This is a genomic window from Paenibacillus sp. J14, from assembly GCF_000518465.1.
In the GTDB taxonomy this organism is placed as follows: domain Bacteria; phylum Bacillota; class Bacilli; order Paenibacillales; family Paenibacillaceae; genus Fontibacillus; species Fontibacillus barengoltzii.
This window is the reverse complement of record NZ_JADQ01000056.1, coordinates 1-12836: the sequence shown is the minus strand read 5'-3', so window position 1 is coordinate 12836 and position 12836 is coordinate 1. Positions and strand designations below refer to the sequence as shown.

Sequence of the window (12836 nt, the reverse complement as noted above, 5' to 3'; positions counted from 1 at the left end):
ATACATACTTGTTTTGGCTTCCGGCGCAGGAGGCCATGGATCACGGCCACCGCCTCCCTCCGGCACGCTTTCTTCGCTTGCACTTAAGAAGAAAGAAGCGGCCCGGTTAACGCCTTCAGCCCCAATGCCAAAGCGCCGCAAAGCCCTGCTTGCTGCCCAAGGCCGGGAGGCACGATATACTCCTCCAAGCGCTCCAAAATCTCGCCGGCGTTTAAGTATCCGTTCAGATTTCGGCGCACCGCCTCCCGGATCAACGGGAACAGTTGGGGCTGCTGCATGACCCCGCCGCCCAGGATGACCTTTTCCGGCGAGACCAAGAGCATCGCCCCCGTAATCGACTGGGCAAGATAAAACGCCTCAATTTCCCAAGCGGGATGATTCCCTGACAGCTCATACCCTTTGGTTTTCCAGCGGGCTTCGATCGCCGGCCCCGCCGCCATGCCTTCCAGGCAATCGCCGTGATACGGGCAGCGGCCCGCGAAATCATCGCCCGGGTGCCGCCTTACCGGCACATGGCCGCCCTCCGGATGAACCAGCCCATGCACCAGCCGGCCTTCCAGATAGACGCCGATCCCAACGCCCGTTCCCACCGTATAATACAGGCAGCTGTTCAGGCCCCGGGCGGCCCCCCACGCCGCTTCCCCCAGCGCGGCCGCGTTCACGTCGGTATCCCAGCCCAAGGGGACCGAGAATTCGCGGCGCAGCGCGCCGAGGAAATCGAACCGGCTCCAACCGGGTTTCGGCGTTGTGGTCACATAGCCGTAGGTGGGGCTGTCTTGCCGAAGATCGATGGGGCCAAATGACCCGACCCCAATCGCCTCCACCCGTTTGTCCTTCAAATAAGCAATCGCTTTGCCAAGCGTAATCTCCGGACTTTCTGTTGGAAAACTGATGCTGTCCTCAATCACACCATACTCATCCCCAATGCCGCAGACGAATTTTGTCCCGCCAGCCTCAATTGCTCCTATGCGCATTGTCGTTGTCTCCTTTTTTGATACAGTACTAAGGTGGTCCCGCATCTTGTATATTTCATCGGCCTCATTTAACGACCGCTTATGGTGCAAGCTCATAAATCGTCAGCAACTTCAGAACAAATTCCGTTTCCGCCGCCAGAGATATGCCGGTGGCCTCCGGTCCAGGGAAGATCAGATCGGTAATGACCGCCTCCCCGGCATTGGCAAACACTTCGACGGAGGCTCGGTCCACGAAAATGCGCAGCTCGAGCTTTTCCCCTGCGGAATGCAGCTTGGCTGAGTGTACGCCGCGGAATTGCTCGTGGAACTCATGCTGCCCCGACTTCGTGCGGTCTACATAGACCTCACCGGAAGCCGCGTTCACGCCGACAACCGTCTCCTGGCCATCCCCCGCTCTGACCTTAAAGGCAAAGGACGCGCCGGGTGCAGCTTCTGCAACCAGTTCGAAGCTGTCCAGCCGCAAGGAACGCAGTGCGACTTCCACTTCCCCGGCAGCGACATTCGCCAGGCTGAGCACCGTTCGGCGCACACGCTCCAGTTCTCGAACTGGTCTCTGCGTTAGAACGGTCGTTCCGTTACGGGATTCTAACGCAAGTTCCCGCGGTACCGTCATCGCGCCTCGAAATGATTCCGTCGGTGTCAGCTGTGCATACTTCCAGTTGCTCATCCAGCCAATCAGCAACCGTCTGCCATCCTCTGCTGGAATATCGGACCAACTAACGCCCGCGTAATTATCCCGGCCATGGTCCAGCCAGCGGACATTCCGCGAGTCTTCGTCGGGCGTGAATGTCACGCCGTCGAAATCCCCGGTAAAATACTGCGTTCTCGACCCTTCCGCATAAGCTGGATGATCGCCCACGCTGACCAGCATCACCCATTTTTGTCGGGAGGCATCCCCATCAACCGCCAGCGGGAACAAATCGGGACATTCCCAAACCGCCTCATGGAAACCGATTCCGCTGCCGAATTCGCTACCGAACGTCCATGTTTTTAGATCAGGAGAATGATACAGACAGACTGTCTGCCCGCAAGCTATGATCATAACCCAGCGCCGAGTACCTTTATGCCAAATTACCTTGGGATCGCGAAAATCAACGAAGCGTTCATGTCTCAACACCGGATTTCCCGCATATTTCGTCCATGTTCTGCCTTTATCCTTGCTGTAGGCGATGCTTTGAGTCTGGACGGGAGTTGTTCCTTCCGATTCAAGGTGATGTGTGAAAATCGCGACCATCCCCGGCTCCTCTCCGAAAAAGCCTGTGGTATTGTCCCAGTCCACTACCGCACTTCCCGAGAAAATTGTTCCGTTCTCGTCAGGGAAGAGCGCAATGTCAAGCTCCTCCCAATGAACCAGATCTTCGCTTACGGCATGACCCCAGTGCATTGGCCCGTGGACCGTTCCGTGTGGATAATATTGATAGAACAGATGGTATTCTCCGGCAAAATAAACCAATCCGTTCGGATCGTTCATCCAGTTCTTCTCCGGTGAGAAATGATATCTGCCTCTGTAGTTTTGCTTGGCGATTGTAGACATTCCAGCATCTCTCCTTTTTGCCTCCACAATAAAATCGGTTATCTCTATAAGTCCTATCGTTTTCTAGTTCTCTGGATTTTTCGTTAAATCGGATGCTTAGTTCGATGTAGTTATGCTTCCCGATTACTTCTTCATGGCTCGGTCATAACCGTCCTGCTTGATTTTCAACCATTCCTGCAGCCCAAGTCGATCCAACTCCTGCAAATAACTCCCCCATTCTTGATCGATTTTGCCGTTTTGATACCATTCGGTGCGCTTTCTCAATACATAAGCAAATAAATCTGTTTCGATCGTCGTCAGTCGGTCCAACTCATCGATCGAATGGAATACGTTGGGCATTGCCTGCTCCGACTTCATATGTGGTGCCATAACCTCCTTGACGATTCGCATTCTTTCCTTGGCGTCATCTGGTACGGTGGTATATTTGCCGAAATAGCTGTCCAGGATCGCCAGCGGGCCACCGACGCTCGTTTTTTCGCGCAGTTCGACCGGAGCGGTTCCGTTCAGCGGTAAATGCTTCAGGCTGTTGCTTGCTTCGTCATATTCAAAGATATTTTGCTGTGTCTCGTCACCGTAAGTGCCCCAGTTGTTCTGTACGGATTGGATCGGATCGTACATCTGATCCACCCATTTCGCCGTCGCTTCCAGATTTTTATTGGTGCTCGTTATGATCATCCGACCGCGATGGAAGCCCCGTGCGTTCGTTTGAGCTACATTGATCTCACCGTCCGGCCCCGCTACCGGCGGCATGACCTCGTAGCTGTCATTATCGCCTGTAATGTTGCTCTTGTCCCAGGTGAAATAGAGGCCGTACCGATGGTCCTTGCCTTTGGCCAGATATGTGCTCCAGTCCTGCGTGTATGCTTCGATATCGATGAGTCCCTCTTTATATAGCTCGTTGATATATTTGACAGCGTTTTTGTAGCCTTCCTCGCCAGGTGAAAACACAACTTTACCGTCGTTCGTAACCACCGCGTGATCGGGATTTTCACCCAATCCAAACGAGGCGAACAGGAACACCAGATCCTCAGCCCCCGGCTTGTTGATAAAAGACAGTGGAATTTCGTCAGCCTGCCCGTTTCCGTTCGGATCCTGAGTTTTGAAGGCGATCAGCACCTGCTTCAATTCCTCCGTTGTTTTCGGCATCTCAAGACCAAGCTTTTTCAACCATTCCACATTGATCCACGGAACTGCGTCTACGGATTGAATCCGCTCTTTCCCCGTACCGAGCTCTTCGATCCACGGAAAAGCATAGATGTTGCCGTCCGGCGCGGTAATCATCGCCTTGTATTCCGGCGCTTCCTCCAACACCTTTTTGAAATTCGGCATATACTGCTCGATCAGATCATTTAGCGGAATGATCGCACCGTCCTTAGCAAGCTTGAGCAGCTCGTAATCGCTGTAACCGGCGTCGAAGATCGCGTCAGGCAGATCACCGCTGGCCATGGCGAGATTTCTTTTTTCCACAAACACGTCTTTCGTGAAGTTCTTCCAATTGATATGGACGTTCGTTTTTTCCTCCAGTCGTTTGAAGATCAGCTTGTCGTTTGGATCCGCAGGCGCTAGTGGCGAGCTTTGCGTCATCATGTTCAGCGTGATCTTCCCGCTCGGATCCTGTTCGTTGCTAGACGAGTTTTTGCTTCCCCCGTTGCCGCAGGCGGACAGGAGAAGTGCGAAAGCAAGTACGGAGACGAATACGGCTTTGCAAGCGAGCTTTTGGCTTTTTTCCATTATTTTTTGACCTCCCAGTTTTTGTGCTTTAGGTAATCTATGTGCAGTCGGCATTATTTCAAGGAGCCGATCATAACACCTTTCTCGAAATATTTCTGGAAGAACGGATACATCACAACGAGCGGCAGGCTAGAAATTACAATTGCCGCGTATTTGATCATCTCGGACAGCCGCTTCATCTCCGCCATGGCCAATTGATCGGCTATCATGCCAGGATCGACCTGGTTCTGGATCAGAATCGACCGGAGCACAAGCTGCAGCGGATGCAAGTTCGGATTGTCCAGATAAATCATGGCGTCGAAATAGGCGTTCCATTGGCCGACGAAGGCGTACAGCGTCAATACGAAAACGATCGGTTTGGACAGAGGCAGCACGATGCGGAAGAAAATCATCGCTTCGGAAGCGCCGTCAACGTTGGCAGCCTCTCTCAGCTCGTTCGGCACACCTTTGAAAAACGTCCGGGATAAGATGATGTTCCATACGTTGACCGCGCCAGGAATGATCACCGCCCAAACCGTATCGATCATGCCGAGCTCTTTGACCAGCAGGTAAGTCGGCACCAGCCCGCCGCCGAAAAACATCGTGATCAAAAACAAAGTCATAAAAATACGGCGGCCGACAAGCCTATGATCCGACAGGGCGTAGCCTGCGAAAATCGACACCGTAACGGTGATCAAAGCAAAAGAAGTCGAGTACAGCACCGCATTACCGAATCCCCGGACCATCGCCGGATTCGTCAGGATCTTCTCGTAGCCGTCCAAGGTCCAATCCTTAACGTTAAAAGACAAGCCGCGGCTAAGCAGTACGGATGGGTCCATAAACGAGGCCACGACGACATAAAGCAGCGGCACGACCACGATCAAAACGGCGAACGCTAAGCCAATTGCATTAAAAAACAGCAGTAAACGGTCGAATTTCGAATGTTTGATGGGCATGTCAGTTTTGCTCCTTTCAATACAGTTACGCGTTCAATAAGTCAGGTTTCAGCACCGGGAAGATAGACTTAATAGAGGCCTTCACCTTCGTTTAGCTTTTTGACCACAAAGTTCACGGTCACAAGCAGGATGACGTTGATGACGGAATTAAACAACCCGACGGCGGCAGAGTAAGCGTAGTCTCCGGACTGCAAGCCGATTTTGTAAACGTATGTCGGAATGATCTCCGAGGTCGGCAGGTTCATGGCCGTCTGCATCAAGTAAGCCTTCTCGAAACCGATCGACATGATCCCACCTGCAGCAAGAATGAACACAATTGCCATAATCGGGCGAATCGTCGGCAGATCGATATGGCGAATCCGCTGTAGCAGGTTGGCGCCGTCCAGGTGAGCCGCATGGTGTTGCTCCGGATCCACGTTGGCCAACGCGGCCACATAGATGATTGAGGACCAGCCCGCTCCCGTCCAAATATCCGACAAAATATAAATCCACCGGAAATACTCGGGACGGGACATGAACATAATCGGCTCGTCAATAAACCAAACGAGCAACTGGTTAACGGGCCCTGTTGGCGACAGGAAGATGAACAACATTCCGACGACAACCACGACGGAAATAAAGTTGGGGGCATATAAAAACAACTGAATATTCTTTTTCAATCCGGCCCGGCGGATTTGATTGAGCATCAGCGCAAGTAGTACCGGCACAGGAAAGCTGAGCACAAGCCCAAGTAAGCTCAATTTAAGCGTATTCATAAAGATGACTTCAAAATTGGGCGATGACAGAAACTTGTCGAAATTTTTGAACCCCACCCAATCGCTACCCAAAATGCCTTTGATCGGGCTGAAGTCCTTGAACGCGATCACTGCTCCATACATCGGTCCGTACTTGAAGACCAAGGTGAGGATAAGAGCCGGGGCAAGCAGCAGGTAGAGGAAGCCGTACTTCCGCAAATATTCAAAGAGGCTTTGTTTATGGGATCTCCTAAGTGCTGTTTTTCCTTGTTCGGCTTTTATAGTACTTTGCAATTCTGTTACCTCCGTTCTCCCGTTAAGTTTACGTTTACATTCCCCCATGAGTAAGGGTTTTCACTAAGATCTATCTTTTACATTCGCACCCTTATGCATTTACAATTTAACAAATACACACCCTATAGTCAATTAATTTTGTAAATTTATTATTGTGCATTTGACTAAAATAATCATTCTTTTTTGCACAATATGCTATAAAAATCGATTTTTGCAAAAAACAGATATTCTATTCACTATTATAAAGTCAAAAGTCATACAATGAATTCACATCAATTCAACTTGTTTTCTGTCAGAAATGTAAAACCGGACTTTACATTTGTAAAATAAATATTGATATTTTTCTCGATCTATTATACATTGGGGATAGGAAATCTCTGCTAAATACTCGCTATTTATGCATCGTGAGTCGAGGATACTTTAGAGGTGAAATGATGGCAAAGGAAAAAGTAACGATTCAAGATATCGCCGATGCTTTGGGCATCTCCCGCAACACGGCGTCCAAAGCGCTGAACGGAAGCGAAAGCATCCCAGCTGAAACACGCAATAAAGTAATCAGAAAAGCCATTGAGTTGAAATACAAGCAATTTGCCTTTATGGGCAGCGACGGCCTTTTGTCCAAAAGTTCGGGCAACATTGCGTTGTTGACGGAGAACTTGCCGAACACCTCCCATTTCGGTTCACCCCTGATCAGCGGCCTGGAAAAACGAATCAGTGCTGAAGGGTATAACCTGTCCATTCATATCATCAGGGAAATCGAGCAAAAGTCGCTGTCGCTACCGAACAACTTCGAAGCGGCCAATGTGGACGGCATCATCTGCATCGAGTTGTTTGACCTGGAATACAGCAAGCTCATCACCGAGCTTGGCATCCCGACCATCTTTATCGACTGCTCGGCTTACGTTTGCTATCCAGATTTTCGTGCCGACGTGCTGCTGATGGAGAATGAACACAGCACCTATCAACTTACCAAGAAATTGATTGATGGCGGGTACAAAACTTTCGGATTCGTCGGCGATTATAACCATTGCCGAAGCTTTAACGAGCGATGGACCGGATTTAATCGTGCGCTGACTGAAGCTGGCATAACCCTTGATTTGTCCCAGTGCGTGGTTGACGACGACCGATTCTTCTCTCATCCCGAATGGATGGACGAGCGGATGGCCGGGATACCGCATCTCCCTTCTGTTTTTGTCTGCGCAAACGACTACATTGCTGTCAGTGTCATGAAGGCTTTGAAGAACAAAAAACTGTCGATTCCGCAGGATATCGCCATCTGCGGTTTCGACAACGGCCCCGAATCCGTGATTGTCGAACCTCATTTGACGACAGTCCATATTTTCAGCAACGAGATGGGGATAAAGGCAGCCGAAATGCTTCTCTCGCGGATTAACAACCCGAATCAACCTTATCAGGTTTCCCATATCTACACCAAGCCAATTATCCGGGATTCCACGCCGAATATCATCTGAGGCTCTTTCCCATTATACTTGAGGTAATAGAAAGGCCGCCCTTCAAGGGCGGCCCGGATGATCTGAACCCCCTTTCTTTATAAAGAGCGAGGGCCCATATTATTTGATGCGATTATTATTGATTGGTCAACGACTCAATATCGATGAACGGTGTGGCGCCGCCTGTAACTTGCGGGAGTTTGCCGTCCCATTTTTCCAGCGCCTTCTCCTGCACTTCGATCTGTTTCAGCTGCACGAGTTCCGGTGTAACCTCCTGCTTCTTCAACTTCAGCGCTTCTGCCTCAGCTTCCGCCTGAGCGATCTTCTGCTGCGCTTCAATCTGAATCCGCTTCAGATCGTTGCTCGCTTTCAGCGCCTGTTGCTGAGCTACCTGCTTCGCTTCGATCGATTGGTTAAACGCGTCGGAGAACTTAAAGTTGACGATATTAATTTCGTTAACGATTAAATCGTATTTGGCCAAACGGGAGGTTAAATGCTCGCTGATCTCCCCGGCGACAACGTCACGCTTGGCAATCAATTCCTCAGCTTGGTAGCGAGCTGTCACTTCTTTGACGATCTCCTGCACCGCCGGGTTAATAATGACCGTATCGTAATTGCCACCGATATTGTTCATCAGGTTGTAAGCCGACTCCTTGTTCACCGAATAGTTCACGGCAACATGCGTAGATACCGGCTGCAGGTCCTTCGATGATGCGGTTGTATCTGTTTCCGTTTTGGTCACCTGTGTATTCACCTGAATGACGGTTTGAACAAACGGTATTTTAAAATGCATGCCCGGGCCTAAAATATTATCATTTAACTTCCCGAACGTTTTGTACAAGCCGACATGACCATATTCGACCTGCGCATAACTGTTGGATCCGACGATCAGGACGACAATGACGATAATGGCCGTAGAAATCCATTTCCCCGCGGACATATTCCTCTTGGTTTGCTGCTGCGTACCTGTCTCCATATGAATCCCTCTCCCCTTAATATGTGGTCTAACCGGAACGATTGACCGGCTAACTATATTAAGTAATACGGAGAAGACCGCCGCTTGGTGGCAAAAACTTGACAAAAACGTGCCATATTTGTGTTAACCAGCGATTTTCACGATTATATTGCGTTTCTTGCCGACTTAAGCGGCCGCAGAATACAGTTCATCGCGTTTCCGCTGCTTCCTCCCGAATCGAGCGATCAAACCATGCTTCGGCGAAAAGAGGAATGCCAGCAGGAATAACCCACCGGCAACCGTGACCATCGAACCGGCGATCGAAGCATCCAGCCATTTGGCCGCATAATAACCGCCGGCTGCGCTGATCGCCCCGATCAGCACGCTGTAACCGATCATTACACTCAGTCGATCGGTCAGCAGATATGCCGCCGAGGCCGGAATGATCAACATGCCGACGACCAGAATCGCCCCTACGCTCTCAAAAGAGGCCACCGTCGACAGCGAAACAAGCCCCATCAGCAGATAGTGGAACAATGCAACCGGAATGCCTATTGCAGCCGCCAATGCCGGATCAAAGGCACAGAGCTTAAATTGCTTGTAGAAGAGCAAAATGGCTGCAAGCACGATAAGCAGCGTCCCGCCCAGCATCCAGACCGCGATCGGCCCCATATCGTAGCCGTTCCATATCCAGGTATCCCATTGCACATAGGCGATTTCACCAAATAAGACGCAGTCTAGATCCAGGTCGATATGCGAAGCGTTCCGGCTGATCAGGATCACACCAACGGCAAACAGCGCTGTAAACACAATGCCAATCGAAGCATCGGATTGCAAGCCGCTTTGTTGCAGCATCTGGATGAAGAACACCGTGATCAGCCCCAGCACAGCGGCCCCGATCAGCATCAGCAAAGAGTCCCGCGAGCTGCTGACCAGAAACGCGATGGCGATGCCGGGCAGCACAGAGTGGCTGATGGCATCCCCAACCATGGCCATTTTTCGCAAGACCAAAAAGCAGCCCAAGATTCCACACGTCGCCGCAACCAACGTACCAGTTAATATAATCCAAAAATCCGCCATGTTATTCCGCCCCCCTTTCGACCGTGTTCCCGGCTTGCTTGATTATCACCAGCTCCATCGGTTGCTGGATTTCATTGCGGCTGCGCCAGCGTCGTATCCACTTAGCCAGCCAACCCCGATTTGGCGCAAACACAGCGGAGACGAAAAACAAAGCGGTCGCCGCTAACACCGTCACCGGACCAGTTGGCAAGTTCGATAAAGTGGAGCTGATCAGCGTACCGGTAATCCCTGACAGTGCTCCGAACACACCTGCCAGCACAACCATCACGCCCAGCGCATCCGTCCAGTACCGCGCAGCCACAGCCGGGGTAATTAGCAAGGCGGCTACGAGCACCACGCCCACGGCTTGAATGCCCACGACAACCGCCACCACGGTCATCATTAGCAGCAACTGTTCAAGGAAAGCTACTTGAAGCCCCATGCCCCGGGCAAACCCGGGATCAAAGCTCACCAGCTTCAACTCCTTAAAAAGCAACGCGCATATCGCAATCAGCAACACGGACACCGCGCCCATCAAGTAAACGTCAGCCAACATCATGGAAGCCGCCTGACCAAACAAATATTTGTCGAGCCCGCTCTGGTTCCCGTTGCCGCTATGCTGGATTTGGGTCAACAACACGATGCCGATGCCAAAAAACACCGACAACACGATGCCGAGCGCTGCGTCCTGCTTGATCCGCGTGTAGCGGGTAATGGCGGAGATACCAAACGTCGCTGCCACCCCGGCGAGGATGGCCCCAAGCATAAACAGACCCACGGATTTGACGCCGCTTAGCATAAAGGCGATGCAGATTCCTGGCAACGCGGCATGCGCTAACGCATCTCCAAGCAGACTTTGCTTGCGAAGATAAGTGAAAGAGCCGATGACGCCGCTGCCCAAGCCAAGCAACAAGGATCCCATTAGAATCCACTGCAGGTTCGGATCCGTGATCCATTGCCATAATGTCGTTAGCATCGCGTCACACCTTCCCCGCAGGCACCGCACCGAAATCGGCCAGCATAGCAATCTTCCCGCCGTACGTCTTGTGCAAATTTTCCGGTGTAAATGTCTCCTCAGTAGGTCCGGCGGCAATCAACTCACCGTTCAGCAGCAGCACATGATCAAAATATTCCCGTACTGTAGATAAATCGTGATGTACCACCAGCACCGTTTTCCCTTGCTCCTTTAATTCGTGCAGCAGGGCGATGATCGCTTTCTCTGTAGTGGCATCGACGCCGGCAAACGGTTCATCCATAAAATACACCTGCGCATTTTGAGCCAGAGCCCGCGCCAGAAAGACCCGTTGCTGTTGTCCGCCGGATAACTGACTGATCTGGCGCCCGGCGTACTCCGCCATGCCCACCTTCGCGAGACATTCCAGCGCGATCTGCCGTTCCTTGACTCCGGGGCGGCGAAACCAGCCAAGCTGGCCGTAACGCCCCATCATCACAACATCCAGCGCATTCGTTGGGAAATCCCAATCCACCGATTCGCGCTGCGGCACATAGCCAATCAATTTGCGTTGCTCCCGATAGGACTTCCCATAGATGCGAACTTCACCGTCCAGAGTGGGAAGCAGCCCCAGTACAGCCTTTAGCAGCGTAGATTTCCCCGCTCCATTAGGACCTAGAATCCCAATCAACTGCCCTTCCGGGATGTGAAAAGAAACCGATCTTAACACCGGCTTCTTCTGATAAGCAACGGTTAATCGGTTCACCTCAAGCGGATAAACGTTCATTTTGGATCCCTCTCTCTAAAGTTATTTCAAGGCCTCAACGATCGTGTTGACATTATGACGGACCATCCCGATGTAGCTATCCGCTTCTGACCCTGGTTCTCCCAGCGAGTCGGAATACAGCTCGCCGCCGATTTTTACCGTATGCCCCAGCTCCGCAGCTCCGGCAATCACCGCTTCCATCGATTTGGTCGGAATGCTCGACTCAACAAATACGGCTTTGATCTTATTCTCAACCAGGAAGTCTCGGAGCTTGGCGACATCCCTTGAACCGTATTCCGCCGCCGTACTGATTCCCTGCAGACCCATCACCTGAATGCCGTAGGCATCTCCGAAGTAGCCAAAAGCATCATGAGCCGTGACCAGCACCCGGTCCTGCTCCGGAATTTCTGCGATCCGCTCCTTCACTTCCGCATCCAGCTTCTCCAATTCGGCAATATACGCCTCGGCGTTCTTCCGGTAGACGTCGGCATGGTCTGGATCGTAGGCCGACAACGTGTCGCGGATCGTTTGCGTGGCTGTGATCCAATGCCGTACGTTAAACCATATATGCGGATCGTACTGCGTCCCCCCGGCATCTGCACCAGAGCGCAGCTCGCTTGGATCAATGTCCTTCGAGACCGCCACAGTCCGCTTCTTCTTCTCCAATTTCTCGAAAATCTCCGTCATTTTCCCTTCCAAATGCAATCCACCGTAAAACACGACCTCCGCCTGATCCAGCTTCTCGATATCCCCCTGTGACGCCTTGTATAAATGCGGATCCACTCCTGGCCCCATTAGACCGGTGACTTCAACCTGCTCGCCGCCAACCTCCTGAACGACATCTGTGATCATGCCGATCGTAGTCACCACCTTAACGGGGGAATCATTAGCCGATGCGCGAACATGATCAACCTGATCTTGTACTTTGGAACAAGCCACTAATACGATGAACGCCAGCACGCCGAGCGTCATTTTGGCCCGTTCAAACGGGCTTTTCTTGATCTTCATTTCGTCCATTTTGCTACTCCTCTCCTCGAATTTGATTTAATGTTGTACAAGAGAACACTTGTTTACTTGATCCCTCTTTGTTTTATTTATATAAAAATGTTTCCTTAGGGCAAATTCTAAGCAAAAGATTCCCAAAAAGCAAGAGGAATTTCCCATAAAATCATAACCACCCGTCCAACGGGTGGTTTGCTCTTGGGGTATAACCCCTTGTTGCCAAACTGCGCCTAAAGACGCTAGCCTGACAATAAAATTGTTCAGGCTCAGTGTTTTTGTCACTTTCACTTACCAGTTAAACTGGTTTACTTTTTCTTGCTACCGTTTCTGCTAAATGGATCTTCATACTCTTTGACGCTCAGTTTATCGATTGCCTGGTCATGTGCTTCCTGCTCGCGGATATACTTTGCGACAGTGGCCTCATTCAAGCCCACTGTGCTTACGTAGTA

At 51.2% G+C, this 12836-nt stretch carries 11 protein-coding genes and 1 pseudogene; 1 reads left to right on the top strand and 11 read right to left on the bottom strand.

Features of this window, described 5'->3' with window-relative positions; translation table 11 throughout:
- Nucleotides 1–83 precede the first annotated feature (83 nt).
- The 5 genes from M891_RS0118215 to M891_RS0118195 all read right to left on the bottom strand — a co-directional run bounded on the left by M891_RS0118215 (nucleotide 84) and on the right by M891_RS0118195 (nucleotide 6202).
- Nucleotides 84–974, bottom strand: coding sequence for an ROK family protein (locus M891_RS0118215; protein WP_028539809.1), 891 nt, complete (start codon nucleotides 972–974; stop codon nucleotides 84–86).
- Between the two features lie 79 nt (nucleotides 975–1053).
- Nucleotides 1054–2508: a glycoside hydrolase family 32 protein gene (locus tag M891_RS0118210; protein ID WP_028539808.1), complete on the bottom strand. Its 1455-nt coding sequence runs from the start codon at nucleotides 2506–2508 to the stop codon at nucleotides 1054–1056.
- Nucleotides 2509–2631: 123 nt separating this feature from the next.
- Nucleotides 2632–4239 (bottom strand): ABC transporter substrate-binding protein, encoded by a 1608-nt coding sequence (locus M891_RS0118205; RefSeq protein ID WP_028539807.1) that lies wholly within the window; start codon nucleotides 4237–4239, stop codon nucleotides 2632–2634.
- A 53-nt stretch (nucleotides 4240–4292) separates the two neighbouring features.
- Nucleotides 4293–5174, bottom strand: a complete 882-nt coding sequence (locus tag M891_RS0118200) for a carbohydrate ABC transporter permease (protein WP_028539806.1) — start codon at nucleotides 5172–5174, stop codon at nucleotides 4293–4295.
- Nucleotides 5175–5242: 68 nt separating this feature from the next.
- On the bottom strand, nucleotides 5243–6202 hold the full coding sequence (locus tag M891_RS0118195) for an ABC transporter permease (protein WP_028539805.1): 960 nt from the start codon (nucleotides 6200–6202) through the stop codon (nucleotides 5243–5245).
- Between the two features lie 434 nt (nucleotides 6203–6636).
- On the opposite strand from M891_RS0118195, the gene M891_RS0118190 reads away from it, so the two are divergent.
- A complete protein-coding gene (locus M891_RS0118190; RefSeq protein WP_028539804.1) occupies nucleotides 6637–7674 on the top strand; it encodes a LacI family DNA-binding transcriptional regulator in 1038 nt (345 codons plus the stop codon).
- 115 nt (nucleotides 7675–7789) lie between these two features.
- Here the strand turns inward: M891_RS0118190 and M891_RS0118185 are convergent, their stop codons facing one another.
- The 6 genes and pseudogenes from M891_RS0118185 to M891_RS24145 all read right to left on the bottom strand — a co-directional run.
- Complete coding sequence (locus M891_RS0118185; protein ID WP_028539803.1) at nucleotides 7790–8629, bottom strand: prohibitin family protein; 840 nt, start codon at nucleotides 8627–8629, stop codon at nucleotides 7790–7792.
- 165 nt (nucleotides 8630–8794) lie between these two features.
- Nucleotides 8795–9688, bottom strand: coding sequence for a metal ABC transporter permease (locus M891_RS0118180; RefSeq protein WP_028539802.1), 894 nt, complete (start codon nucleotides 9686–9688; stop codon nucleotides 8795–8797).
- A gap of 1 nt (nucleotide 9689) precedes the next feature.
- A complete protein-coding gene (locus tag M891_RS0118175) occupies nucleotides 9690–10643 on the bottom strand; it encodes a metal ABC transporter permease (RefSeq protein WP_028539801.1) in 954 nt (317 codons plus the stop codon).
- Between the two features lie 4 nt (nucleotides 10644–10647).
- Nucleotides 10648–11406: a metal ABC transporter ATP-binding protein gene (locus M891_RS0118170; protein ID WP_016310935.1), complete on the bottom strand. Its 759-nt coding sequence runs from the start codon at nucleotides 11404–11406 to the stop codon at nucleotides 10648–10650.
- 21 nt (nucleotides 11407–11427) lie between these two features.
- Entirely contained in the window at nucleotides 11428–12402 is a 975-nt protein-coding gene (locus M891_RS0118165; RefSeq protein ID WP_016310934.1) for a metal ABC transporter solute-binding protein, Zn/Mn family, read from the bottom strand.
- Between the two features lie 290 nt (nucleotides 12403–12692).
- Nucleotides 12693–12836, bottom strand: a pseudogene (locus tag M891_RS24145) (IS200/IS605 family transposase); the annotation flags it as partial.

Excerpts from the sequence above, each read along its gene's own strand:
- M891_RS0118205 (WP_028539807.1), bottom strand. The coding sequence starts at position 4,239 with ATGGAAAAAAGCCAAAAGCTCGCTTGCAAAGCCGTATTCGTCTCCGTA.
- M891_RS0118215 (WP_028539809.1), bottom strand. The coding sequence starts at position 974 with ATGCGCATAGGAGCAATTGAGGCTGGCGGGACAAAATTCGTCTGCGGC.
- M891_RS0118185 (WP_028539803.1), bottom strand. The coding sequence starts at position 8,629 with ATGGAGACAGGTACGCAGCAGCAAACCAAGAGGAATATGTCCGCGGGG.
- M891_RS0118190 (WP_028539804.1), top strand. The coding sequence starts at position 6,637 with ATGGCAAAGGAAAAAGTAACGATTCAAGATATCGCCGATGCTTTGGGC.
- M891_RS0118180 (WP_028539802.1), bottom strand. The coding sequence starts at position 9,688 with ATGGCGGATTTTTGGATTATATTAACTGGTACGTTGGTTGCGGCGACG.
- M891_RS0118175 (WP_028539801.1), bottom strand. The coding sequence starts at position 10,643 with ATGCTAACGACATTATGGCAATGGATCACGGATCCGAACCTGCAGTGG.
- M891_RS0118210 (WP_028539808.1), bottom strand. The coding sequence starts at position 2,508 with ATGTCTACAATCGCCAAGCAAAACTACAGAGGCAGATATCATTTCTCA.
- M891_RS0118170 (WP_016310935.1), bottom strand. The coding sequence starts at position 11,406 with ATGAACGTTTATCCGCTTGAGGTGAACCGATTAACCGTTGCTTATCAG.
- M891_RS0118165 (WP_016310934.1), bottom strand. The coding sequence starts at position 12,402 with ATGGACGAAATGAAGATCAAGAAAAGCCCGTTTGAACGGGCCAAAATG.
- M891_RS0118200 (WP_028539806.1), bottom strand. The coding sequence starts at position 5,174 with ATGCCCATCAAACATTCGAAATTCGACCGTTTACTGCTGTTTTTTAAT.